This window comes from Streptomyces sp. Ag109_O5-10, from assembly GCF_900105755.1.
Classification (GTDB): Bacteria; Actinomycetota; Actinomycetes; order Streptomycetales; family Streptomycetaceae; genus Streptomyces.
In genome coordinates, this window is the sequence record NZ_FNTQ01000001.1 from 5166317 (window position 1) to 5189779 (window position 23463).

The following is a 23463-nucleotide window of genomic DNA, read 5'->3' on the forward strand; positions in this document are numbered from 1 at the left end:
GTTTGAGTACGGGACCCGGAACACCTTCCGCCCCCGCACCGACCGCCCCTACTACCCCCGCAGCCCGCAAGTCCTCGATGTTCAGCTCGCTGAAGGTCAGGAACTACCGGCTGTTCTTCGCCGGCCAGGTCGTCTCGAACATAGGCACCTGGATGCAGCGCATCGCGCAGGACTGGCTGGTCCTCAGCCTCACCGGCTCCGCGACCGCCGTCGGCGTCACCACCGCCCTGCAGTTCCTGCCGATGCTCCTCTTCGGCCTCTACGGCGGGGTCCTGGTCGACCGCCTCAACAAGCGGCGCGCCCTCCTCGTCACGCAGACGTCGATGGCCCTCACCGGCATCGCGCTGGCCCTGCTGACCCTCTCCGGCCACGTCCAGGTCTGGCACGTCTACCTCGCCGCCTTCGCCGTCGGCCTCGCCACGGTCGTCGACAACCCGGCCCGCCAGTCCTTCGTCTCCGAGATGGTCGGCCCGGACCAGCTGCAGAACGCGGTCAGCCTGAACTCCGCGAACTTCCAGTCCGCCCGCCTGGTCGGGCCGGCCGTCGCCGGCCTCATGATCACCGGCGTGGGCACCGGCTGGGCATTCCTCTTCAATGGCCTGTCCTTCGTCGCCCCGCTCGTCGGCCTGCTGCTGATGCGGGCGCGTGAGCTGCACGTGGTGCGGCGCGCCCCGAAGGGGAAGGGCCAGCTCAGAGAGGGCCTGCGCTATGTCGCCGGACGCCCGGACCTGACCTGGACCATCATCATGATCGGCTTCGTCGGCACCTTCGGCTTCAACTTCCCCGTCTACCTCTCCGCCTTCGCGGACGGCGTCTTCCACGCCGGTGCCGGTTCCTACAGCCTCTTCAACACCCTGATGGCCGTCGGCTCCCTGGCCGGTGCCCTCCTCGCGGCCCGACGCGGCACGGCCAAGCTGCGCGTGATGCTCGCGGCGGCGGTCGCCTTCGGCGGCCTGGAACTGGTGGCCGCGACCGCCCCCTCCCTCTGGCTCTTCTCCCTGCTCATGGTCCCGATCGGCATGTTCGGCATGACGGTCAACGTCACCGCCAACACCACCGTCCAGATGGGCACCGACCCGGCCATGCGAGGCCGGGTGATGGCCCTCTACATGATGGTGTTCATGGGCGGCTCGCCCATCGGCGCGCCCATCGCCGGCTGGATCACCGACACCTACGGCGTCCGGGCGGGCCTCGCCGTCGGCGGTGCGATCGCCGCGGCCGCGGCGATCGTCATCGGCCTGGTCCTCGCCCGGGTCGGCAACCTCCGCCTGTCGGTCGGCTGGCACGGCGGCCACCCGCGGGTCCGTTTCGTCCCGAGAGAGCAGCAGGAACAGCTCGCACCGGCGGCCTGAGACACGCGAAGCCGCGACTGCGGCCCGGAGGCCGGCTACAGCCTCCGGGCCAGCACCTGTCCCGGCCAGTCGCGCATCGCCGTATAGGTGTCGGTGCGGGTGAAGCCGTTGCTCTCGTAGTAGCGGACGAGCTTCCCGTCGGCGCCCGCGTAGCAGTCCACCCGCAGCAGCGCGACCCCCGCCCGCCGGGTCTCCTCGGCCGCGTGCGCCAGCAGGGCGCTGCCGATGCCGTGGCCCTTGAAGCGGCGGTCGGAGGCGAGCCAGTGGATGTACCGCTCGGGCTCACCGGGCGGCGGCAGATGGGCCAGGTAGGCGCCGGGCGCGTCGGTCAGGGTGAGCGTGGCGGCGGGCACCCCGTCCGCCTCGGCGAGGTACGTCACGCCCTCGGCCATGTACCGGGCGACCGACTCGGCGGTCTTCTCGTTCGCCGACAGCGGCGTCGTCCCCCACTGCTCGGTCCGCCCCAGCCCCACCAGCCACTCCACGCAGCTGTCGAGCATGCCGAGGATCACGGGTATGTCGTCGGGTCCGGCTTCTGTGATGGTGATCCGCATCGCCCCATGATGGCAGGGTGGTCCGCATGAGACTCTTCGCCGCCGTGCTGCCCCCGGACGACGTGGCCGCCGAACTCGCCGAGCGGGTGGCCGGGTTGAAGAAGCTGCCCGGCGCGGGAGCGCTGCGCTGGACCGGCCGCCCCGGCTGGCACTACACCCTCGCGTTCTACGGCGAGGTCGACGACGACGTCGTACCGGATCTCGCGGACCGCCTCGCCCGCGCCGCCCACCGCACCCCGCCCTTCGCGCTGGCCGTCGCGGGCGGCGGGCAGTTCGGGCACGGCAGGGCGCTGTGGGCGGGGGCCGACGGCGACCTGGACACCCTCCGCCTGCTGGCCGACCGCGCGGAGGCGGCGGCCCGGAGAGCGGGCCTGCCGATGGGGGAGCACCGCCGCTACAAGGCCCACCTGACGGTGGCCCGCAGCCGGGACGCGGTGCAGGTACGGCCGTACGTCGCGCTGCTCGCCGAGTTCGCGAGCCGGACCTGGACGGTCGGGGAGCTGGCGCTGGTGCGGAGCAGTCTGCCGACCTCGGGGGTGCCGGGGGAGCAGCCGCGGTACGAGGTGGTCGGCCGCTGGGAGCTGGGGGCGGCCGGTTAGGCTCGTTGCCGTGGACCCGAAGACCCGGAACCGGATCATGGCCGTTGCGCTGGCGTTGTTGTTCGTGGTGGTGGCGGTGGCGTCGGCCATGAGGTGAGCGAGAGAGCGGGGAACCGCGGCCGCCGTTGCCGGCCGCGGGCCGGCGGTGGCCGGTCGCGCAGTTCCCCGCGCCTCTACGGGGCGCCTACCAGGCGAAGGCCTCCGGGGAGGGGCCCGGGCCCGGGAAGATCTCGTCCAGGCCTTCCAACAGGTCCGCGCTCAGCTCGAGTTCCACGGCCCGCAGGGCCGACTCCAGCTGCTCCGCGGTCCGGGGGCCGACGATCGGGCCGGTGACACCCGGACGCGTGAGCAGCCAGGCCAGGGCGGCCTCGCCCGGCTCCACGCCGTGCTTGTCCAGCAGGTCCTCGTAGGCCTGGATCTGGGCGCGGATGGTGGTGTTGGCGAGGGAGTCCGCGGCGCGGCCACTGGCCCGGCGCCCGCCCTCGACCTCCTTCTTGAGCACACCGCCGAGCAGGCCGCCCTGCAGCGGCGACCAGGGGATGACCCCGAGGCCGTACTCCTGCGCGGCCGGGATGACCTCCATCTCGGCGCGGCGCTCGGCGAGGTTGTACAGGCACTGCTCGCTGACCAGGCCGATGGTCCCGCCGCGCCGGGCGGCGATCTCGTTGGCCTGGGCGATCTTGTAGCCGGGGAAGTTGGAGGAGCCGACGTAGAGGATCTTCCCCTGCGTGACGAGGGTGTCGATCGCCTGCCAGATCTCCTCGAAGGGGGTCCGGCGGTCGACGTGGTGGAACTGGTAGAGGTCGATGTAGTCGGTCTGCAGCCGCTTGAGGCTGGCGTCCACCGCGCGCCGGATGTTCAGCGCGGAGAGCTTGTCGTGGTTGGGCCAGGCGTCCCCGTCGGCGGCCATGTTGCCGTACACCTTGGTGGCGAGCACGACCTTGTCGCGGTGGACGGGGCTCTTGGCGAACCAGTTGCCGATGATCTCCTCGGTCCGCCCCTTGTTCTCACCCCACCCGTACACGTTGGCGGTGTCGAAGAAGTTGATGCCGGCGTCGAGGGCCGCGTCCATGATCGCGTGGCTGTCGGCCTCGTCGGTCTGGGGGCCGAAGTTCATGGTGCCGAGGACGAGTCGGCTGACCTTGAGTCCGGTACGTCCGAGCTGCGTGTACTTCATGGTCACCCAGCCAACGGCGTGGAGTGCGCTCTAGGCAAGGGCTTCGGGGTGCTCGGCCGGGGGAACCAGTCGGTCGGGAACTCGTCGGTCCTGTCTTCGGGGACGGTCGTCCTGGAGCGCACCCCCGGCTGCTCTCCGCACGAGTTCGGCCGCGCGGTCCAACGACACACAGGGTGACCGGGAAGCGGCCGAACTCGGTCAACTGCTTCCGGCCGCGTACTCCCCGCCCAGGTCCCAGTCCTGCCACATCGCCTCCGCGAAGGCCCCCGCGATCCGGTGCTCGCCGTTCGCGTTGGGGTGGGTGCCGTCGTAGGTGTCCGTGTGGATGTCGTACGGCTCCGGAGGTGCGGCCATGAGGACCGGGGAGCGGGGTTCGTCCAGGTCGGCCGCCGTCTTCGCCAGGAGTTCGTTGAAGAGGGTCACCTGTTCCGCGAACGGCTCGTCCGTCGTCGCGCGGATGTTCGGGATCACCGGCAGGAGCACCATGTGGATGCGCGCGTTGGCCTCCCGCGCGTTCGCGACGAAGGTCCGCGCGTTCGCCGCCGTCTGCTCGGCGTTCGTGTAGAAGCCCAGGTCGATCAGGCCGAGGGAGACGAGCAGGACGTCGGCGCGGCAGGAGCGCACCGCCTCCCCGATCAGCGGCGCCATGTGCAGCCAGCCCTCGCCCCAGCCGGCCAGGTGGCCGCGGGGGAAGCCGGGGTCGGCGTAGGCGTACGAGGTGGGCGCGTCGGCCTGCTTGTCGTACAGCGTCTCGCGGGGGCCGACCAGCGTGAACGGGCCGCCGTACGTCGCGCACAGGTGCTGCCACATGCGGTACCGCCATGTGTGCTCGCCCGCGCTGCCGATCGTCATCGAGTCCCCGACGGGCATGAACCTGAGCATCCGCTCATGATGGACGATCAGCGGGGGCGGCGGGGTGTGAGGACCGACACGTCCGCCGCGTCCGGACACAGCGCGGGATGGCAGGCTTGGGCCCATGCGTCCACGATCGCTCGCCCTCCTCGCCGGTGTCCTGCTCACGGGCGCCCTGGCCGCCGCACCCGCCTCCGCCGCCGACGGCGCCGGTGACCAGGGATTCACGATCACGGACCCGCGGATCGCCGAGTCCAGCGGTCTCGCCGCCTCCCACCTGCACCCCGGCATCTACTGGACGCACAACGACAGCGGCGACGGCCCGTACATCTACGCCGTCGACAGCGCGACCGGGAAGACCGTCGCCAGGATCACGCTCAGCGGCGTCGGCAGGCCGCGGGACGTCGAGGCCATCTCCATCGGCCCCGGCAACCAGATCTACGTCGGCGACATCGGCGACAACCTCGACGGCAGCTGGCCGTACGTCTGGATCTACAAGCTGCCCGAGCCGAAGAAGCTCGTCGACCAGACCGTCCGGGCCACGCAGTACGTCGTCAAGTACTCCGACGGCGCCCGGAACGCCGAGTCGCTCGTAGTCCACCCCAAGACCGGGCGGGTGTACATCATCGACAAGAAGGAGGACGGCGGGCACCTGTACGCGGGTCCGGCGACCCTCTCCCCGACGGGCACGAACATCTTCAGGCCCGTCGCCTCCGTCGACCTCTGGGCCACCGACGCCGCCTTCTCGCCGGACGGCACGCAGCTCGCGGTACGCGGCTACTTCGGCGGCGTCTACTACGACTGGAACGGCGGGAAGATCAAGCGCGAGGGCCGGCTCGACGTGCCGCTCCAGAAGCAGGGCGAGTCGCTCACCTACTCCGTCGACGGCACCAGGCTGCTGTACGGCAGCGAGGGCGCCGACAGCCCGGTGCAGGCCGAGGACGTGCCGGGCGGGTCGGGCAAGGCGTCGCCGCCGTCGGCCGGCGGCGGTTCCGCCGCCGGGAGCGACGGCGGAAGCTCCCCCAGTGCCGGGGCCAAGGTCGGCGCCGTCGCCGTCGGGGTCGCCGTGCTCGCTCTCTTCGGGCTGCGGCGGCTGCGGCGCCCGTCCACCCGCCGGCACTGACCGGGCACCCCCGGACGCCCGCCGGACGTCACCCGTCCGGCCCACCGGCCGGGCGGCCCCGCGCCGGTCCGGGCAGGCTGGGAACCGTCCCGCGGGACGGGGCGGCAACCAGGCGGCACCGGGTCCCGCCGCACGGAACGGGAGCACCCATGCGCCATGACGCCCCGCGCCTGACCGCACACGTCTGCCTGCTCACGGCCGCCCTGGCCCTGGCCGTCCCCGCCGCCGCGAGCCCCGCCGCGGCCGGGCCGGGCCGGACGGCACGGGCCGCTGCCGTCGCCGTCCCGCAGGTCCGCTCGGTGCGCCTGCCGATCAGGGGCACCTTCAAGGGCCCGAGCGAGAACATCGCCGTCACGGGCACCCTCGACGTCTCCGTCATCACCGTCCCGAACGCGGCCGGCGGCGGCACCGCGCAGATCATCAGCGACCTGGACGACACCTCCGGCACCGGCGACCCCAGCGGCGGGACGTACGACCTCGTCGGCGCGGACCGGGACAGCCTGCCGTTCTCGGCGGCGGCGACCACGACGCTCAAGATCAAGCCGCGCTTCCTGCTGATCTCGCCCCTCGTACCGCCGAACCCGATCGTGCCGCCCAACCCGATCCGGCCCGTCACGGTCTCGGTCACCCTCGCCAGCACCGGCACGATCGGCGCCGTCACCGCCACGGTCGGCAACCCCGGCACCTGACACCCAGCGCGGCCAGGCCGGGGCGCCGGCGGAACCGTCACCGCCGTGAACGCCGCGCACAACGGGTCGGTCCCGGTCGGCGGCTCGGTGCGCCTGGGGTTCCGCGGCGCGCCGGGCGGCGGCGCCGTGCCGAGCGTGACCTGTACGGCGCCCTGAGGCGGGCGGCCTCCGGTGCCGCACGGGAGGTGACGCGCCGTCACCTGCATGGTCGACCGTGCCGCCGGAAATGCACGGATGCGTGGATACGGGGCGTCAGGCTGTTCCCGATCGCACCGCGACCGCCGAAGGAGTCCTGACATGTCCCGAGTGCCCGCCGATCTGCGCTACACCGACGAACACGAGTGGATCCGCACCGAGGCGGACGGCAGCCTGACCGTCGGCATCACCGACCACGCCCAGAACACGCTGGGTGACATCGTCTTCTTCGAGCTGCCCAAGGTCGGCTTGAAGGTCCAGGTGGGTGATGCCATCGGCGTGGTCGAGTCGGTCAAGGCCGCGTCCGACATCTTCAGCCCGCTGGACGGCGAGATCGTCGCGGTCAACGAGGAGGCCGTCGAGAGCCCCGAGGAAGTCAACTCCGACGCCTACGACACGTGGCTCTTCAGGATCAAGGCCAAGGGCGGGGCATCCTCCGACGGACTGCTCGACGCCAAGGCGTACCGGAAGCTCATCGGGGAGTGACGGTGCGAGGGGCGCCCGCGGTGCTCCGCGAGCGCCCCTCGGTACGCCCGGCGCTCAGCCCTTCACGGGCCTGATCGCGTGCCTGCGGCGTGGTCTGGGGGCGTCCAGCAGGCTGACGCCGTTGTAGAAGCGGCTGCGGAGGGCGAGCGCCGGAGTGACGGCGAACGTGACGAAGACCGAGACGATGCTGACCGGGAACAGGGCCGGCAGCGACTGGCCTTCGGGCAGGGTCCTGCCGCCCTCGTGGACGGCGTAGGCCAGGGCCGCGAAGAAGGCGATCACGCAGAGGGCGGCCAGGACGCCGAAGACGACCCTGGCCCTCCGGGCGTGGGCCTCGGTGCGGACCTCGGCCAGCAGGGAGGCGTCGCAGACGGTGCAGGTGAGCTCCACGGTCTGCTTGCCGGACTGCGGGCGACGCACCCGGACGATGCCGTCCTTCCAGGTGATGCTGCGGGTCCGGACGAGGAAGCCGGTGACCTTGTCGCTGAGGATGTGTCGCACCGCGACCTCGACGGTGCCCGGTATCGGTCTGTTCATGTACGCGTGGATCTCCTTCGTCGCACGGCCCGGGGGGCGCAGGGGTCACATAGTGTCCGGTGTGCGACGAAGGGGACTCAACGGCCCGTGGAAGGCTTTGCCTTGATCATGCCTTCCGCGTAAACCAGCAGCTTGTCACGGGAGTTGGTGCCGGGGCGGCACGCTGCCGCTACAGCTTCTCGATGACGTAGTCGACGCACTTCGTCAGCGCCTCGACGTCCGCCGGGTCGATCGCCGGGAACATCGCGACGCGCAGCTGGTTGCGGCCGAGCTTGCGGTAGGGCTCGGTGTCGACGACGCCGTTGGCGCGCAGCACCTTGGCGACGGCGGCCGCGTCGATCTCGTCGGCGAAGTCGATGGTGCCGATGACCTGCGAGCGCTGGGCCGGGTCGGCGACGAACGGGGTGGCGTACTTGGACTCCTCCGCCCAGGTGTACAGGCGGGTCGAGGAGTCCTTCGTGCGGGCCGTCGCCCAGGCGAGGCCGCCCTGGCCGTTGAGCCACTGCAGCTGCTGGTCGAGCAGGAACAGGGTGGCGAGGGCCGGGGTGTTGTACGTCTGGTTCTTGCGGGAGTTGTCGATCGCCGTGGGGAGGCTGAAGAACTCCGGGACGTGGCGGCCGGACGCGTGGACGCGCTCGGCGCGCTCGATCGCGGCCGGGGAGAAGACGCCGATCCACAGACCGCCGTCGGAGGCGAAGGACTTCTGCGGGGCGAAGTAGTAGACGTCGGTCTCGGCGACGTCGACCGGGAGGCCGCCGGCGCCCGAGGTGGCGTCCACGAGGACCAGCGCGCCTTCGTCGGCGCCCGCGACCCGCCTGATCGGCATGGCGACGCCGGTCGAGGTCTCGTTGTGGGTGAAGGCGTACACGTCGACGCCGGCCTCGGCCCGCGGCTCCGGGTGGGTGCCCGGGTCGGAGGCGATGACGGTGGGCTCGGCCAGCCAGGGGGCGAGCTTGGCGGCCTTGGCGAACTTGGAGGAGAACTCACCGAAGTTGAGGTGCTGCGACTTGGCGTCGATCAGACCGTGGGTGGCGACGTCCCAGAAGGCGGTGGAGCCGCCGTTGCCGAGGACGACCTCGTAGCCGTCCGGGAGGGAGAACAGGGCGCTGATGCCCTCGCGGACCCGGCCGACCAGGTTCTTGACCGGGGCCTGGCGGTGGGAGGTACCGAGGAGGGACGTACCGGTGGCGGCCAGCGCGTCCAGCGCCTCCACCCGCACCTTGGAGGGACCCGCGCCGAACCGACCGTCCGCGGGCTTGATGTCAGCAGGAATCTGGATGTCAGCCACGAGTCGGAGGGTAGCCGTTGGTCGAAACGGGACGGAACCGTGTCCGTTCGATGAGACGAGATCACCAGGCCCTGGACTTGTGAGGTTGTACGACGATATTGGCGTGGCTGTGGAAAAGGATCGGTGACTGAGTGTGATCGGATGCATCCTGGACGCATGACGGATCTGGCGGGACTCGAGGCGGAACTGAGGCGCGCGGTCCGGGGTGAGGTCGGCTTCGACGTCACGTCCCGGGCCCTGGTCACCATGGACGCGTCCAACTACCGGCGGGTCCCGCGAGGGGTGGTGGCCCCCCGGGACGCGGACGACGTGGCGGCCGTCCTGGAGGTGTGCCGCGGCCACGGAGTGCCGGTGGTCGCGCGCGGCGGGGGCACGTCGATCGCGGGCCAGGCGACGGGCACGGGTGTGGTCCTGGACTTCACCCGTCACATGAACCGCCTGGTCGGCCTGGACCCGGTCACCCGGACGGCCGTCGTCCAGCCGGGTCTGGTCCTCGACCGCCTCCAGGAGGCCGCCGCCCCGCACGGCCTGCGCTTCGGCCCGGACCCCTCCACGCACGGCCGCTGCACGCTCGGCGGGATGATCGGCAACAACTCCTGCGGCTCGCACAGCGTGGCCTGGGGGACGACCGCGGACAACGTCCGGGAGCTGGACGTGCTCACCGCGCGGGGGCGGCGGCTGCGCCCGGGGCGGGACTGGGCCGGGGCGCCGGAGGGTCTGCGGCAGCTTGTCGAGGGGGAGTTGGCGCGGCTGCGCACGGGCTTCCCCGACCTCCCCCGCCGCATCTCCGGCTACGCCCTGGACGCCCTCCTCCCCGAGCGGGGCGCGGACGTCGCCCGCGCCTTCTGCGGCAGCGAGGGCACGCTGGGGATCCTCACGGAGGCGACCGTACGGCTCGTGGACGCGCCACCCGCGCGTGCGCTGGCGGTGCTCGGCTACGGCGGCGAGAGCGCGGCGGCGGAGGCGGCGGCCGGGCTGCTGCGGTACGGACCGCTCACCGTCGAGGGCATGGCGGCCGACCTGGTGCCGTCCCCGGCCGGCCTGCCCCGGGGCGGGGCCTGGCTGTTCGTCGAGACGGGCGGCGGGACGGCGGCGGAGGCACGCGCGCGTGCGGAGGAGATCGTCCGGGCCGCGGACGTCCTGGACGCCCTGGTCGTCACCGACGCGGCCGGGCAGCGCGCGCTGTGGCGTGTCCGCGAGGACGCCTCCGGCACGGCGACCCGGATGCCGGACGGCAGAGAGGCCTGGCCGGGCTGGGAGGACTGCGCGGTACCGCCGGCCCGCCTGGGCGCCTACCTGCGCGACTTCCGTGCCCTGCTGACGGCCCACCACCTGCGCGGCACGCCGTACGGCCACTTCGGCGACGGCTGCATCCACGTCCGCATCGACTTCGACCTGGTGAGCGAGGCGGGTGTGGCCCGCTTCCGGCGGTTCTCCGAGGAGCTGGCGGACGTGGTGGTGGCCCACGGCGGATCCCTGTCCGGGGAGCACGGGGACGGCCAGGCGCGGGCGGAACTGCTCCCGAAGATGTACGGCGCGGAGCTGGTGGCCCTGTTCGAGCGGGCGAAGGGCGTCTGGGACCCGGACGACCTCCTGAACCCGGGCATGCTGGTCCGGCCCGCGCCCCTGGACACGAACCTCCGCTTCACCGTCCTCCCGCGCGAGCCGGTGCCCGTGGCCTTCGGCTACCCGTCCGACGGCGGCGACTTCACCGCGGCCGTCCGCCGCTGCGTGGGCGTGGCGAAGTGCCGCACGACCGGGCCGCCCGGCGCCTCCGTCATGTGCCCGTCCTTCCGGGCCACGGGCGAGGAGGCACACTCCACGCGCGGCCGGGCCCGGCTGCTGCACGAGATGCTGGCGGGCGAACTGGTGACGGACGGCTGGCGCTCGACGGAGGTCCGCGACGCCCTCGACCTCTGCCTGTCCTGCAAGGGCTGCCGGTCGGACTGCCCGGTCGGGGTGGACATGGCGACGTACAAGGCGGAGTTCCTGCACCACCACTACGCGGGCAGGCGCCGGCCGGCCGCCCACTACAGCATGGGATGGCTGCCGAAGTGGCTGGGCTGGGCGGCCAGGACCCGCACGGCCCGGCTGGTCAACGCGCTCGCCTCGGTGGGGCCGCTGGCGGCGCTCGCCAAGCGGCTGGGCGGGATCGCTCCGGAGCGGCGGATCCCGCGCCTGGCGGCGCAGCCGTTCAGCCGCTGGGAGCGGCGCCAGGAGCGCGGGCGCCCACGGGAGCGGACGGAGGACGTGCGCGTGGGACGGCGGCCGGACGTCCCGGAACGGACCGCGTACCTGTGGCCGGACACGTTCACCGAGCACCTCTCGCCGTCCGTGGGCCGAGCAGCCGTGCGGGTCCTGGAGGCGGCGGGCGTGGCGGTCGTGCCGCTGCCGGACCGGCGGCGGTCGCGGGGCCTCGGGGCGTTCCCGTGGGGGATTCGCCGGGCGCGTGCCTGCTGTGGACTGACGTACCTGTCGACGGGCCAACTGGACCGGGCCCGCGCGGCGTTGCGCCGGACGCTGGACCTGCTGGAGCCGCTCCTGCCGCCGGCGGAGACGGACCCGGACCCGGAGCCGGCCCCGGAGACGGAGCCGGCCGACGGGCCCGGGTATCCGCCGCCGTTCGTCGTCCTGGAGCCCAGCTGTGCCGCGGCCCTCCGTGCCGACCTGCCCGAGCTGCTCCCGGACGACCCCCGGGCCGCCCGGCTCGCCGCGCGGGTGCTCACCTTCGCGGAGGCGCTGGACCGCCTGGCCCCCGACTGGACCCCGCCCCGCCTGGACCGCCCGGTCACCGGCCAGACCCACTGCCACCAGCACGCGGTCCTCGGTGACGCCCCCGACCGCCGCCTCCGCGAGGCCGCCGCCCTCACCGGCGACCTCGTCGGCGGCTGCTGCGGGCTGGCCGGCAACTTCGGCTTCGAGAAAGGTCACTTCGAGGTGTCGAGAACGTGCGCGGAGGAACAGCTCCTGCCCGCGGTGCGGGAGGCGGAGCCCGGCACGGTGGTCCTGGCCGACGGCTTCTCGTGCCGGACGCAGCTGGAACAGCTGGCGGGGGTGCGAGGGCGGCATCTGGCGGAGGTGCTGGCCCAGGCGCTGGACGGAGAGGGCGAGTGACGGGCGGCGAGGCCGGGCTGGGCCGGGTGGCGGTGCTCTCCGACGTCCACGGGGTGCTCCCGGCGCTGGAGGCGGTGCTCGCGGAGCCGGAGGTGGCGGCGGCCGACCGCATCGTCCTCACCGGCGACATCACGGCGGGCCCGCAGCCGGCCGAGACGATCGACGCGCTGCGCGCCCTGGGCGACCGGGTGCTGTGGCTGTCGGGGAACGCCGACCGGGAACTGGTGGAGTACCGCAGGGGAGAGCGCGCCGGGATCCCGGACCCGATAGGCCCGTTCGCGGCGGACGCGCTCCGGGACGACCAGGTCGACTTCCTCGCGGCGCTCCCCGGGACGGCCACCCTCGCGGTCCGGGGCCTCGGCCGCGTCCTCTTCTGCCACGCGACCCCGCGCGACGACGAGGAGATCGTCCTGGTCGACTCCCCGCTGGAGCGCTGGGCGGAGGTCCTCGCCGCCGTCCCGCCCGACGTCGGCACCGTGGTCTGCGGTCACACCCACATGCCCTACCTGCGTCTCGCCCACGGCCGCCTGGTCGTCAACCCCGGCAGCGTCGGCATGCCGTACGGCCGCCCCGGCGCCCACTGGTGCCTCCTCGGTCCCGGAGCGGACCTGCGCGTCACGCGGTACGACGTCCCGGCGGCCGTCGCCCGTCTCGTGGCGGAGTGCGCCTACCCCGGCATCGGGGAATGGGCCGACTACTTCCTGCGGGCCCGGGCCTCGGACGGGGAGGCGCTCGGGGTGTTCGGGGCGAGATCGCGATAGCGGGCCAGGGCCTCGCGGGCGTCGGGGACGAAGGAGTCGCGGGCGGCGAAGGCGGAGAGTTCGGACTCCGTCGCCCACGCGTGCCAGGCGATCTCCTCGGGATCCGGCCGGAGCGGTCCCGTGACGACGACCTCGTGCAGGCCCAGCCAGTAGGGGGAGATCCCGCCCCGGCACAGGAACTTGAGCACGAAGCGCGGCCGGGCCCTGACCCCCAGCTCCTCGGCCAGTTCCCGTGCGGCGGCCTCCTCGTACGACTCACCGGTGCCCGCGGCCCCGCCCAGCATCCAGTCGAACTGTCCGGGAAAGCGGGGCATGGTCTCGGCTCTGCGGTGCACGAGGAACCGCCCGTCGGGGTCCCGGCACACGGTCGTCGCTATCCGGTGCAGCAGCCGGCGCCGGACGGCCTCGCCCCGCTCCACCACGCCCACCACTCGGTCCAACTCGTCCACCTGATCGACCAGTTCGTCCATGGCCCCAGGATGGCAGGCGTCGGCGCGGCACCTGCCGTAGCGCGGGGCGCGCGCCGGGAGGCGGCCCGGGCCGACCGCTTCCACCATGGAGGGGTGCGATCCGTCCCCGTTTGGCTCTGAGGATGATGTACGTAATCCTCATGGGGGACGGGTTCCCGGCAGCACGGAGGTCGCGCTCAGGCCGGGCCCCTCGTGACCTGGGAGTGCGCGACCTGGGAACAGACCGAACAGGAGACCGTCATGGGCTACGACGCCTCGACCACCGCCATTCTGCTGGTCGACCCCTACAACGACTTCCTCAGCGAGGGCGGCAAGATCTGGCCCCGCGTGAAGGCGGTCGCCGAGGAGGTGCACCTCCTCGACCACCTGCGGGAGGTGGTGGCGGCCGCACGCGCCCGGGACATGAAGATCGTCTTCGTGCCGCACCACCGCTGGGAGCCCGGCGACTACGTCTCCTTCGACTTCCCCACTCCCTACCAGCTCGGAGCGGCCGAGAAGGAGGTCTTCGCCAAGGGCACGTGGGGCGGCACGTTCAGCGACGACTTCCAGCCCCAGCCCGGAGACGTCGTCGCCCACGAGCACTGGGGGTCGAGCGGCTTCGCCCACACCGACCTCGATCTGCAGCTCAAGCAGCACGGCATCCGGCGCATCGTCCTGATCGGCCTGATCGCCAACACCTGCATCGAGGCGACCGGCCGCTTCGGCATGGAGCTGGGGTACCACGTCACCCTGGTCAAGGACGCCACCGCCGCCTTCGCCCAGGAGGGCATGCATGCCGCCCACGCCCTCAACGGCCCGACCTTCGCGCACGCGATCCTCACGACCGAGGAACTGCTTGCCCAGGTGGGGTGACGTCCCGGACACCCATGAAGGGCCGGACACCCATGAAGGACCGGACATCCGCGAAGGGCCGGGCACCCGCGAAGGGCCGGGCACCCGCGAAGGACCGGGCACCCACGAAGGACCGGTCACCCAGGGCGCCGGCACCCGGCCGGCAGGCCCGGCACCAGACCCGGGCGCCAGGCCCCAGGCCCCAGGCGCCGGGCGCCGGGTGCCCGCCGTCCCCGCACTCCGCCGACACGCCTTGGCCCACCTGCGCGCCGAAACGATTCCCGGCAGGCGTGCGTCTGTTGTCCTGGAAGCCGACGCCACCGGCCCCGCCCGCAGCCCCGTCCGCCGTCCCGGCCGGTGCGCGTCGCCAGTGAACCGTCGCCGACCTGCCGAGGAGCACCGCCCATGACCGCAGCCCTCCGCCTCCAGCCCATCACCCGTGCCGAGCACCTCGCCTTCGCCGGGTCCCGCCCCTCCGTCAGCCATATGCAGTTGCCGTCCTGGGGGGACGTCAAGCCCGACTGGGCGGCCGAGAGCCTGGGATGGTTCGACGGGGAGGGACGGATCGTCGGGGCCGGGCTGGTGCTGCTGCGGGCGGTGCCCAGGGTGAAGCGGTATCTCGCGTACCTGCCGGAGGGGCCCGCCATCGACTGGCACGACCCGGAGCTGGAGCGGTGGCTCGACCCGCTGCTGGCGTACCTGAAGGGACGCGGGGCGTTCGCGGTGAAGATGGGGCCGCCGGTCGCCGTACGGCGGTGGAGCGCGGAGGCCGTGAAGGAGGCCATCGCCGATCCGGCCGCCCGGCGGCTGGGGGACACCGAACCGACGTCGTACGACGCCCTTGGTGCCGGCCTCGCCGAACGGCTGCGCCGGACGGGGTGGCGGCAGGCCGAGGCGGGCGGCGAGGAGGGGTTCGCGGCCGGGCAGCCCCGGTACGTGTTCCAGGTGCCGTTCGCGGGGCGGTCGTTGGAGGACATCCAGCGCGGGCTCAACCAGCAGTGGCGGCGCAACGTGAAGAAGGCGGAGAAGGCCGGGGTCAAGGTGGTCCGGGGCGGGTACGAGGACCTGCCCGCCTTCTACGGCCTGTACACGGAGACCGCCGAGCGCGACCGCTTCATCGCGCGCCCCCTCTCCTACTTCCAGCGCATGTGGACCGCGCTCACCGCCGAACACCCCGACCGCATGCGCCTCTACCTCGCCCACCACGACGGCGACGTCCTCGCCGCGGCCACCATGCTCACCGTCGGCGACCACGTCTGGTACTCCTACGGCGCCTCCACCAGCCGCCGGCGCGAGGTCCAGCCCAACAACGCCATGCAGTGGCGGATGATGTGCGACGCCCACGAACTCGGCGCCGCCGTCTACGACTTCCGGGGCATCACCGACACCCTGGAGGACTCCAACCACCTGCTGGGGCTGCTCCGCTTCAAGGTGGGCACCGGCGGTGAGGCCGTCGAGTACGCCGGCGAGTGGGACTTCCCGCTCAACAGGCTGCTCCACAAGGCGTTCGACCTGTACATGGCCCGCCGCTGAGGCCTGTCCGGGGTTCGCCCGGCCCGGGTTCATAAGCTGGCTCTCAGGTTCATGAGAGAACTCTCGGGTTCGGGGTCGTTATGCAGCTGTTACCCGGATATTCACAGCACCTGTTTGCCGTTCGGAAGCCGACATTACCGTTGCTTGGGATCTGGGCCGTGTAAGTTTCTCGGTGTCGGACGGCGGGGATTTCCGAGGATGACGATCCGAAATCCCCGGACGTTGCCCCAAGAGGTTCTCGTACCATCCCGCACCACTTGCACTTCGAACTCCCAAGGAGTCGGAATGAGCCTCAAGAAGCTCGCCCCGCTGTCCCCCCAAGCCCAAGAGGCAGCTGCCGCCGCCCCCGCCGCCGAAGCCCAAGAAGAAGGCTCAGAAGCCGGCTCCGAAGGCGATCCCCGGCGGCCAGGACAACTGAGCCGGCCGTGAAAAGGACCGACGGTTCGCCGTCGGTCCTTTGTCGCTCGCGAAATCGGCAATTCGTTGGTTCTGGCGTCGGAGGGCGGAGGTGGCGCGAAATGCGCGCGAAGGAGAGTGAGGAAGCGGAATTCGAGTGCGAAGTCGCTGGCTCGGAATACGAGGTCGACGACGAAAAGTACGTCGAGGACGGGGACGAGTACATGCCCACCATCCCGGCCCGCGTTGCCTTCCGCCGTTTCTGGCCGCTGACCAGGGGCCTGCGCGGCTGGCTGGTGATCGTCTGGGTGGGCACGGTGATCGCCGCGCTCGCCGAGACCGAGGCCATCCTGCTCTTCAGCGACCTCACCGATCACGCCCTGGCACGGCCCCGGCGGCAGCGGTAGCGGCAGGGGGAACCATGGCGTGGAGATGCCCCAGGCCTCCTGCGCGGGCGCCCAGAGCGACGGCTACACCTAACAGCAGCCGTACGGGAACATGTACGACTACGACGCGTACGCGGCCGCTGGGCTGGGGCCCCAGCCCGTGTACGAAGCCTCCACGGAGGCACCGCACACGGAGTCGGCACACGTGGAGTCGGTCCCTATCCAGGCCCACTACGGGGCGAACGTGCCCACCGTGCTCCCCGACGGCCGGCCTCTGTTCCGTGACGTGGAGCCCTGGGCCGGCGGCTGAGCCCAACGCGGACGGCGGGCAGTTTTGGTGAGTGTCCGTCACATAGCTGTTGTTACACACCTATTGCACAAGGGATCTTCAAGAATCCTCCACTTGATTCGTAGGCTGCGTACGCCAATGGGCTCGGCCGGGGGCGACTCACCGGGCCCCTCGCGATCCCAGGGGGATTCACATGCGCATACGCGTCGCGGCCACTGTTCTCTCCGGCGCGGTCGTCCTGTCCGCACTCGCCGTTCCGGTGGCCGCTCAGGCGGCGGAACGTTCCGGCGCGCAGGATGGACTCGCCTCCTTCTCCGCCAAGGTCGTCCAGCCGAAGGACGCGGAGGGGAACATCAAGTTCTCGAAGGGCGTTGTGAACGGCGGCAAGGACATCGTCCTCGGCACCACGACCAAGAAGACCGTCACCGCCACCTACACCGCCACCAGCGACAACGGCGTCGCGCTGACGGTGGCCGCCCTCTGGCAGGGCACCGACAGCTCCAGCGCGGCCGGCATCACCGGAGAACTGGACACCGACGACGACCCCAACTGCGTCGAGTCGACCGCCCAGACCGGCGTCTACAGCTGCAAGGCCGTCTTCAACATCGACGCGGCCACCGACCTGAAGAACAACGGTGCCGCCGGCACCTGGAAGCTGTTCCTCGGTGGCTTCGACCTCTCCGCGAACGCCAGCGTCGACGACAACGTCGCCACCGCCAAGATCAAGAAGGCGTCCAAGCTGACCGTCAACGCCACCCCGGAGCCGGTGAAGAAGGGCAAGACCATCACCGTCACGGGCAAGCTGACGCGCGCCAACTGGAACACCCGCACGTACGCCGGCTACGCGTCGCAGAAGGTGCAGCTGCAGTTCCGCAAGAAGGGCAGCACCACTTACACCACCCTCAAGACCATCACCGCCGGCACCGGCGGCGCCCTCAAGGCCACCACCAAGGCCACCGTCGACGGCTACTACCGCTACTCCTTCGCCACCAACGCCACCACCGGTGCCTCGACGGCCACCGGCGACTACGTCGACGTGAAGTAACGTCCGCCACCGTCCGGGGATCTCTGAAGATTCGTTTCGCTACGTTCGGCCTCGCCCCGCGCCAAGGGGGCGAGGCCGAACGCGTACCGGCTCGGCGGCGCCGCATCTCACCATCCAGGACAGTTCCATGAGGGGTTCACGCGCCTGTCTGAGTCCATTACCCTGGACTGAGAAGTGCATCGTAATGAACAACGAATCCCCTGGACCGCCCGTGAGCACCCCCAGCACCTCACAGCCGACGTCGACGCCCACGGCCGCCCCGGTGTCCGCGCCCGCCGCCTCCGGCCCGGGCCGGCTCGGCTCGCTCGGTCCCGTCGGGCTGGTCCTGGCCGGCGGGATCTCCGTGCAGTTCGGCGGTGCCCTCGCGGTGACCCTGATGCCCCGGGCGGGCGCGCTCGGCGTGGTGACCCTGCGGCTCCTCGCGGCCGCCGTGATCCTGCTCGTGGTCTGCCGGCCACGGCTGCGCGGCCACTCCCGCACCGACTGGGGCACGGTGATCGTCTTCGGCATCACCATGGGCGCGATGAACGGTCTCTTCTACGAGGCCGTCGACCGCATCCCGCTGGGCCTCGCCGTCACCCTCGAAGTGCTCGGTCCGCTCGCCCTGTCGGTGCTGGCCTCCCGGCGCCTGATCAACGCCCTCTGGGCGGGACTGGCGCTGGGCGGCGTCTTCCTGCTCGGCGGCGGAGACTTCAGCGGCCTCGACCCCGTGGGTGTCGGCCTGGCCCTGGGCGCCGGCGCCATGTGGGCCACCTACATCATCTTCAGCGCCCGCACCGGCCGCCGCTTCCCCCAGGCCGACGGCCTCGCCCTGGCCATGGCGGTCGCGGCCCTGCTCTTCCTCCCGCTCGGCATCGCCGGCGCCGGCACCAGGCTCCTGGACCCGACCACCGTCGCCCTGGGCTCGTCGGTCGCGGTCCTCTCCTCGGTCCTGCCCTACACCCTCGAACTCCTCGCCCTGCGCCGCCTCCCGGCCCACACCTTCGCCGTCCTCATGAGCCTGGAGCCGGCCATCGCCGCCACCGCCGGGTTCCTCGTCCTCGGCCAGGCCCTGTCGGCCACCCAGGCGGCCGCCGTCGCCCTCGTCATCGGGGCGAGCATCGGCGCGGTCCGCTCCCAGGCGGGACGCGGCCGGCGGCAGGCGGTCCCCGCACAGCCGGGATCGGCGGTCGCCGCGCAACCGGACTCGGCGGGCGGGGTCCGGCCGGAGCCGGTGGCCGCCGCACCTTCACGGACTGCGCGTCGGCCGCGCAGCAGGAGGTGATGATCCGGGTCAGGTCCCAGGACCCGCCCCCCGGGACGGGCGTGACCAGCCCGTTCATCTCCACGGTCCGCGCCTTGATGGCCGGCGGGCGGTCCGCCCGAAGGTACCCGCCTGCAACGCGATCGGCTTGAGGTCGACCATGGGCCCCACCACCATGAACGCCAGCCGCGCGGTGAGGGGAGAAACCGGTGAGCGACGACGCCACGAACGCGTCCGCCTCCGAACACACCGCGAGGACGACCGCCGGCGCGGCCAGGAACAGCACCGACAACCAAGGCGAACCGGAGAAGGTGTCGAGGACCGAGCGCGGTACGGCCACGTTGAAGGGGGAGCGGCGGTCCGGGGGAAGCGGCGGTCCCGTGCTCCGGGCCGCGGCGCTCCTGAATTCATGCAAGCATGCTTGATTGTTTCCTGAGGCGCTGCCATGCTCCCCCCATGTCCGATCCGACGCCCGTCATCGACGACCTGCGTGAGGAGAGTGCGGAACTCGACCGGCTGGTAGCCGAGTTGGGAGCCGAGCAGTGGGCTCTCGCCACCCCCGCACCTCGCTGGACCGTCGCCCACCAGATCGCGCACCTCGCCTGGACCGACCACTCCTCGCTGCTGGCCGCGACCGACCATGACGCCTTCTCCCGCGAGGTCGAGAAGGCGCTGGCCCAGCCCGGGGACTTCGTGGACAACGGGGCGGAGGAGGGCGCCGCCAAGCCCCCCGCCCAGTTGCTGGCGGACTGGCGGGCCGGCCGCGAGGCCCTCGACCAGGCGCTGCGCGCGGCGCCCGCACGGGCGCGTTTCCCTTGGTACGGCCCCCCTATGTCGGTCGCCTCCATGGCCACCGCCCGGTTGATGGAGACCTGGGCACACGGCCTGGACATCGCCGATGCGCTGGGCGTGACCCGCACCCCCACCGACCGGCTCCGGCACATCGCCCGACTCGGTGTCCGCACCCGGGACTTCGCCTTCGGCGTGCACGGACAGCCCGTGCCCTTCGAGGAGTTCCGCGTCGAACTGACCGCCCCCTCGGGCGAGCTGTGGACGTACGGCCCCGAGGACGCCGACGACCGCGTCACCGGCCCCGCCCTCGACTTCTGTCTCCTGGTCACCCAGCGCGCCCACCGCGCCGACCTCACCCTCGAAGCCGCAGGTCAGGACGCCGACCGCTGGCTGGACGTCGCCCAGGCCTTCGCGGGCCCGCCCGGCCCCGGCCGCGCCCCGAAGGGCGGCACCCCGTGACCCTGCGCATAGGCAACGCCTCCGGCTTCTACGGCGACCGCTTCGACGCGCTGCGCGAAATGCTCACCGGCGGCGAACTCGACGTCCTCACCGGCGACTACCTCGCCGAGCTGACCATGCTCATCCTCGGCCGCGACCGCCTCAAGGACTCCGGTGCCGGATACGCCCGCACCTTCCTGCGCCAGCTGGAGGACTGTCTGGGCCTGGCCCGGGAGCGGGACGTGCGGATCGTCACCAACGCCGGCGGCCTCAACCCGGCCGGACTCGCCGACGCCGTACGGCGGCTGGCCGACCGGCTCGGCATACCTGTGCGCGTCGCCCATGTGGAGGGCGACGACCTCACCGCCGCCCACCCGGGAAGCCTCGCCGCCCACGCCTACCTCGGCGGCTTCGGGATCGCCGAGTGCCTGCGGGCCGGCGCCGACATCGTGGTCACCGGCCGGGTCACCGACGCGGCCCTGGTCACCGGGCCCGCCGCCGCCCACTTCGGCTGGCGGCCCGGGGAGTACGACCGGCTCGCGGGCGCCGTCGTCGCCGGGCACGTCCTGGAGTGCGGGACCCAGGCCACCGGCGGCAACTACGCGTTCTTCGCCGAGGCGGCGGCCGCGGGCCGGGACCTGCGCCGCCCCGGCTTCCCGCTCGCCGAACTCCACGAGGACGGCAGCTGCGTCATCACCAAGCACCTCGGCACCGGCGGCCTCGTCGACGTCGGCACGGTCACCGCCCAGTTGCTGTACGAGACCGGGGGAGCCCGGTACGCGGGCCCCGACGTCACCGCCCGCCTGGACAGCGTCCGGCTGAGCCAGGACGGCCCGGACCGGGTGCGGATCGAGGGCGTCCGGGGCGAGGCACCGCCGCCCACCCTCAAGGTCGGCCGCAACCGGCTCGGCGGCTTCCGCAACGAGGTCGTCTTCGTGCTCACCGGGCTCGACATCGAGGCGAAGGCCGCCCTGGTGCGGGAGCAGATGACCGACGCGCTCGCGCTCGCCAAGGCACCGCCCGCCGGTATCCGCTGGGAGCTGGTCCGCACCGACCGTCTCGACGCGGACACCGAGGAGACGGCCGGCGCGCTGCTCCGGCTCGTCGTACGGGACCGGGACCAGGAGACCGTCGGCCGGGCGCTGACCGGAGCCGCCGTGGAACTCGCGCTCGCCAGTTACCCCGGTTTCCATGTGCTCGCCCCACCGGGGAAGGGCGCGCCCTATGGGGTCTTCGAGGATGTGTACGTCCCCCATGGCGAGGTGCCCCATGTGGCCGTCCTCCATGACGGGCGACGGATCCCGGTGCCGCCGGCCCAGGACACCCTCGTACTCCAGGACCCGCCCGAGCCACCGCTGCCCGAGCCGTACCCGGCCGGCGGCCCCACCCGGCGGGCGCCCCTCGGGCTCGTCGCCGGGGCCCGCAGCGGCGACAAGGGCGGCAACGCCAACGTCGGCGTCTGGGTGCGCTCGGACGAGGCGTGGCGCTGGCTCGCGCACACCCTGACCGTCGACACCTTCCGGCAACTGCTGCCCGAGACGGCCGAGTTGCCGGTCACCCGGCACCCGCTTCCCAACCTCCGCGCCCTCAACTTCACCGTCGAGGGCATTCTCGGCGAGGGGGTGGCCGCCCAGCACCGTTTCGACCCCCAGGCCAAGGCCCTCGGCGAATGGCTCCGCTCCCGCCACCTGGACATCCCGGAGGCCCTGCTGTGACGGTCATCGAGACCACCCTCGACACCCACACCCCCGGCTACCGGGCGAACCGCGACGCCATGCTGGCCAAGCTCGCCGACCTGGAGGCCGAGCACGCAAAGGCCCTCGCGGGCGGCGGCCCGAAGTACGTCGAACGGCACCGGGGACGCGGGAAACTCCTCGCCCGCGAGCGCATCGAACTCCTCCTCGACCCCGACACCCCCTTCCTGGAGCTGTCCCCGCTGGCCGCCTGGGGCAGCGACTACGCCGTCGGCGCCTCACTGGTCACCGGCATCGGGGTCGTCGAGGGCGTGGAGTGCCTGATCACCGCCAACGACCCGACCGTGCGCGGCGGCGCCAGCAACCCCTGGTCGCTGAAGAAGGCCCTGCGCGCCAACGACATCGCCCTCGCCAACCGGCTGCCCTGCATCAGCCTGGTCGAGTCCGGCGGCGCCGACCTGCCCTCCCAGAAGGAGATCTTCATCCCGGGCGGCGCCATCTTCCGTGACCTCACCCGCCTCTCGGCCGCAGGCATCCCCACCGTCGCCGTCGTCTTCGGCAACTCGACCGCCGGCGGCGCCTACATCCCCGGCATGTCCGACCACGTGATCATGGTCAAGGAGCGCGCCAAGGTCTTCCTCGGCGGACCGCCCCTGGTGAAGATGGCCACCGGCGAGGAGAGCGACGACGAGTCGCTGGGCGGCGCGGAGATGCACGCGCGTGTGTCGGGCCTCGCCGACTACTTCGCCGTCGACGAACCGGACGCGCTCCGTCAGGCCCGCCGCGTGGTGGCCCGCCTCAACCACCGCAAGGCACACCGGGAGCCGGGCCCGGCGGAGCCCCCCAAGTACTCCGCCGAGGAACTCCTGGGCATCGTCCCCGGCGACCTGAAGATCCCCTTCGACCCGCGCGAGGTGATCGCCCGCCTCGTCGACGCCTCCGACTTCGACGAGTTCAAGCCGCTGTACGGCACCAGCCTCGCCACCGGCTGGGCGAACCTGCACGGCTACCCGGTCGGCATCCTCGCCAACGCCCAGGGCGTGCTGTTCAGCCAGGAGTCCCAGAAGGCCGCCCAGTTCATCCAGCTCGCCAACCAGCGCGACATCCCCCTCCTCTTCCTGCACAACACCACCGGCTACATGGTCGGCAAGGAGTACGAGCAGGGCGGCATCATCAAGCACGGCGCCATGATGATCAACGCGGTCAGCAACAGCCGCGTCCCGCACCTCTCCGTCCTCATGGGCGCCTCCTACGGCGCCGGCCACTACGGCATGTGCGGTCGCGCCTACGACCCCCGCTTCCTGTTCGCCTGGCCCAGCGCCAAGTCCGCCGTCATGGGCCCGCAGCAGCTCGCCGGCGTCCTCTCGATCGTCGCCCGCCAGTCGGCCGCCGCGCAGGGCCGGCCCTACGACGAGGACGGCGACGCGGCCCTGCGCGCCATGGTCGAGCAGCAGATCGAGTCCGAGTCGCTGCCCAAGTTCCTGTCCGGGCGGCTCTACGACGACGGCGTCATCGACCCGCGCGACACCCGCACCGTCCTCGGCCTGTGCCTGTCCGCCATCCACACCGCCCCCTACGAAGGCGCACGCGGCGGCTTCGGCGTCTTCCGGATGTGAGGG

General features: G+C 72.3%; 21 protein-coding genes and 1 pseudogene. 15 read left to right on the plus strand and 7 right to left on the minus strand.

Annotated elements, in window-relative coordinates:
- The first annotated feature begins 2 nt into the window (after positions 1–2).
- Positions 3–1352, plus strand: coding sequence for an MFS transporter (locus BLW82_RS23700; protein WP_093501530.1), 1350 nt, complete (start codon positions 3–5; stop codon positions 1350–1352).
- A 35-nt stretch (positions 1353–1387) separates the two neighbouring features.
- On the opposite strand, the gene BLW82_RS23705 is transcribed toward BLW82_RS23700, so the two are convergent.
- The gene (locus tag BLW82_RS23705; RefSeq protein WP_093501532.1) at positions 1388–1906 is read right to left on the minus strand and encodes a GNAT family N-acetyltransferase; all 519 of its coding nucleotides are present in this window, start codon (positions 1904–1906) and stop codon (positions 1388–1390) included.
- 26 nt (positions 1907–1932) lie between these two features.
- Between BLW82_RS23705 and thpR the strand changes: the two genes are divergently transcribed.
- Entirely contained in the window at positions 1933–2505 is a 573-nt protein-coding gene (gene thpR / locus BLW82_RS23710; RefSeq protein ID WP_093501534.1) for an RNA 2',3'-cyclic phosphodiesterase, read from the plus strand.
- Between the two features lie 184 nt (positions 2506–2689).
- On the opposite strand, the gene BLW82_RS23715 is transcribed toward thpR, so the two are convergent.
- Entirely contained in the window at positions 2690–3682 is a 993-nt protein-coding gene (locus tag BLW82_RS23715; protein ID WP_093501536.1) for an aldo/keto reductase, read from the minus strand.
- A 198-nt stretch (positions 3683–3880) separates the two neighbouring features.
- Positions 3881–4564 carry a GDSL-type esterase/lipase family protein gene (locus BLW82_RS23720; RefSeq protein WP_093501538.1) on the minus strand — a complete coding sequence of 228 codons (684 nt, stop codon included), beginning with the start codon at positions 4562–4564 and terminating at the stop codon, positions 3881–3883.
- Positions 4565–4658: 94 nt separating this feature from the next.
- Here BLW82_RS23720 and BLW82_RS23725 point away from each other — a divergent pair, with 94 nt between their 5' ends.
- The 3 genes from BLW82_RS23725 to gcvH all read left to right on the plus strand — a co-directional run bounded on the left by BLW82_RS23725 (position 4659) and on the right by gcvH (position 7027).
- Positions 4659–5657 (plus strand): TolB-like translocation protein, encoded by a 999-nt coding sequence (locus tag BLW82_RS23725; RefSeq protein WP_093501540.1) that lies wholly within the window; start codon positions 4659–4661, stop codon positions 5655–5657.
- A 149-nt stretch (positions 5658–5806) separates the two neighbouring features.
- Positions 5807–6346 carry a hypothetical protein gene (locus BLW82_RS23730; protein WP_093501542.1) on the plus strand — a complete coding sequence of 180 codons (540 nt, stop codon included), beginning with the start codon at positions 5807–5809 and terminating at the stop codon, positions 6344–6346.
- A 297-nt stretch (positions 6347–6643) separates the two neighbouring features.
- The gene (gene gcvH / locus BLW82_RS23735) at positions 6644–7027 is read left to right on the plus strand and encodes a glycine cleavage system protein GcvH (RefSeq protein WP_093501544.1); all 384 of its coding nucleotides are present in this window, start codon (positions 6644–6646) and stop codon (positions 7025–7027) included.
- 54 nt (positions 7028–7081) lie between these two features.
- On the opposite strand, the gene BLW82_RS23740 is transcribed toward gcvH, so the two are convergent.
- Together BLW82_RS23740 and serC are read right to left on the minus strand one after the other, a co-directional pair.
- Positions 7082–7564, minus strand: a complete 483-nt coding sequence (locus BLW82_RS23740; RefSeq protein ID WP_093501546.1) for a hypothetical protein — start codon at positions 7562–7564, stop codon at positions 7082–7084.
- Positions 7565–7733: 169 nt separating this feature from the next.
- The gene (gene serC / locus BLW82_RS23745) at positions 7734–8852 is read right to left on the minus strand and encodes a phosphoserine transaminase (RefSeq protein WP_093501548.1); all 1119 of its coding nucleotides are present in this window, start codon (positions 8850–8852) and stop codon (positions 7734–7736) included.
- Positions 8853–9017: 165 nt separating this feature from the next.
- Here serC and BLW82_RS23750 point away from each other — a divergent pair, with 165 nt between their 5' ends.
- The gene (locus tag BLW82_RS23750; RefSeq protein ID WP_371131504.1) at positions 9018–11966 is read left to right on the plus strand and encodes an FAD-binding and (Fe-S)-binding domain-containing protein; all 2949 of its coding nucleotides are present in this window, start codon (positions 9018–9020) and stop codon (positions 11964–11966) included.
- Positions 11963–12727: a metallophosphoesterase family protein gene (locus tag BLW82_RS23755; RefSeq protein WP_256215930.1), complete on the plus strand. Its 765-nt coding sequence runs from the start codon at positions 11963–11965 to the stop codon at positions 12725–12727. Before BLW82_RS23750 ends, BLW82_RS23755 begins: the two co-directional genes overlap by 4 nt.
- Here BLW82_RS23755 and BLW82_RS23760 read toward each other — a convergent pair.
- Entirely contained in the window at positions 12661–13197 is a 537-nt protein-coding gene (locus BLW82_RS23760; protein ID WP_093501552.1) for an NUDIX hydrolase, read from the minus strand. The two genes, BLW82_RS23755 and BLW82_RS23760, sit on opposite strands and share 67 nt — an antisense overlap.
- 240 nt (positions 13198–13437) lie before the next feature.
- Here BLW82_RS23760 and BLW82_RS23765 point away from each other — a divergent pair, with 240 nt between their 5' ends.
- The 5 genes from BLW82_RS23765 to BLW82_RS23790 all read left to right on the plus strand — a co-directional run bounded on the left by BLW82_RS23765 (position 13438) and on the right by BLW82_RS23790 (position 18941).
- On the plus strand, positions 13438–14049 hold the full coding sequence (locus BLW82_RS23765; RefSeq protein ID WP_093508220.1) for a cysteine hydrolase family protein: 612 nt from the start codon (positions 13438–13440) through the stop codon (positions 14047–14049).
- 384 nt (positions 14050–14433) lie between these two features.
- The gene (locus BLW82_RS23770) at positions 14434–15561 is read left to right on the plus strand and encodes a lipid II:glycine glycyltransferase FemX (protein WP_093501554.1); all 1128 of its coding nucleotides are present in this window, start codon (positions 14434–14436) and stop codon (positions 15559–15561) included.
- 518 nt (positions 15562–16079) lie between these two features.
- Entirely contained in the window at positions 16080–16364 is a 285-nt protein-coding gene (locus tag BLW82_RS23775) for a hypothetical protein (protein WP_093501556.1), read from the plus strand.
- A gap of 461 nt (positions 16365–16825) precedes the next feature.
- On the plus strand, positions 16826–17677 hold the full coding sequence (locus tag BLW82_RS23785) for a hypothetical protein (protein ID WP_093501559.1): 852 nt from the start codon (positions 16826–16828) through the stop codon (positions 17675–17677).
- 184 nt (positions 17678–17861) lie between these two features.
- A complete protein-coding gene (locus BLW82_RS23790) occupies positions 17862–18941 on the plus strand; it encodes an EamA family transporter (protein WP_093501561.1) in 1080 nt (359 codons plus the stop codon).
- Between the two features lie 93 nt (positions 18942–19034).
- Here BLW82_RS23790 and BLW82_RS45620 read toward each other — a convergent pair.
- Positions 19035–19266, minus strand: a pseudogene (locus tag BLW82_RS45620) (permease); the annotation flags it as partial.
- Positions 19267–19376: 110 nt separating this feature from the next.
- On the opposite strand from BLW82_RS45620, the gene BLW82_RS23800 reads away from it, so the two are divergent.
- Genes BLW82_RS23800 through BLW82_RS23810 form a run of 3 tightly spaced genes read left to right on the plus strand, consistent with a single transcriptional unit; the run spans position 19377 to position 23460 of the window.
- On the plus strand, positions 19377–20171 hold the full coding sequence (locus BLW82_RS23800) for a TIGR03084 family metal-binding protein (protein WP_093501563.1): 795 nt from the start codon (positions 19377–19379) through the stop codon (positions 20169–20171).
- Positions 20168–21865, plus strand: a complete 1698-nt coding sequence (locus BLW82_RS23805) for an acyclic terpene utilization AtuA family protein (protein WP_177233046.1) — start codon at positions 20168–20170, stop codon at positions 21863–21865. Before BLW82_RS23800 ends, BLW82_RS23805 begins: the two co-directional genes overlap by 4 nt.
- Complete coding sequence (locus BLW82_RS23810) at positions 21862–23460, plus strand: acyl-CoA carboxylase subunit beta (protein WP_093501565.1); 1599 nt, start codon at positions 21862–21864, stop codon at positions 23458–23460. Before BLW82_RS23805 ends, BLW82_RS23810 begins: the two co-directional genes overlap by 4 nt.
- Positions 23461–23463 lie beyond the last annotated feature (3 nt).

Bases quoted from the DNA above. Each gene is read 5' to 3' on its own strand.
- BLW82_RS23740 (WP_093501546.1), bottom strand. From the start codon at position 7,564: ATGAACAGACCGATACCGGGCACCGTCGAGGTCGCGGTGCGACACATC.
- BLW82_RS23765 (WP_093508220.1), top strand. From the start codon at position 13,438: ATGGGCTACGACGCCTCGACCACCGCCATTCTGCTGGTCGACCCCTAC.
- BLW82_RS23790 (WP_093501561.1), top strand. From the start codon at position 17,862: ATGAACAACGAATCCCCTGGACCGCCCGTGAGCACCCCCAGCACCTCA.
- BLW82_RS23720 (WP_093501538.1), bottom strand. From the start codon at position 4,564: ATGCTCAGGTTCATGCCCGTCGGGGACTCGATGACGATCGGCAGCGCG.
- BLW82_RS23770 (WP_093501554.1), top strand. From the start codon at position 14,434: ATGACCGCAGCCCTCCGCCTCCAGCCCATCACCCGTGCCGAGCACCTC.
- BLW82_RS23800 (WP_093501563.1), top strand. From the start codon at position 19,377: ATGTCCGATCCGACGCCCGTCATCGACGACCTGCGTGAGGAGAGTGCG.
- BLW82_RS23705 (WP_093501532.1), bottom strand. From the start codon at position 1,906: ATGCGGATCACCATCACAGAAGCCGGACCCGACGACATACCCGTGATC.
- gcvH (WP_093501544.1), top strand. From the start codon at position 6,644: ATGTCCCGAGTGCCCGCCGATCTGCGCTACACCGACGAACACGAGTGG.
- BLW82_RS23775 (WP_093501556.1), top strand. From the start codon at position 16,080: ATGCGCGCGAAGGAGAGTGAGGAAGCGGAATTCGAGTGCGAAGTCGCT.
- BLW82_RS23730 (WP_093501542.1), top strand. From the start codon at position 5,807: ATGCGCCATGACGCCCCGCGCCTGACCGCACACGTCTGCCTGCTCACG.
- BLW82_RS23785 (WP_093501559.1), top strand. From the start codon at position 16,826: ATGCGCATACGCGTCGCGGCCACTGTTCTCTCCGGCGCGGTCGTCCTG.
- BLW82_RS23725 (WP_093501540.1), top strand. From the start codon at position 4,659: ATGCGTCCACGATCGCTCGCCCTCCTCGCCGGTGTCCTGCTCACGGGC.
- BLW82_RS23715 (WP_093501536.1), bottom strand. From the start codon at position 3,682: ATGAAGTACACGCAGCTCGGACGTACCGGACTCAAGGTCAGCCGACTC.
- thpR (WP_093501534.1), top strand. From the start codon at position 1,933: ATGAGACTCTTCGCCGCCGTGCTGCCCCCGGACGACGTGGCCGCCGAA.
- BLW82_RS23760 (WP_093501552.1), bottom strand. From the start codon at position 13,197: ATGGACGAACTGGTCGATCAGGTGGACGAGTTGGACCGAGTGGTGGGC.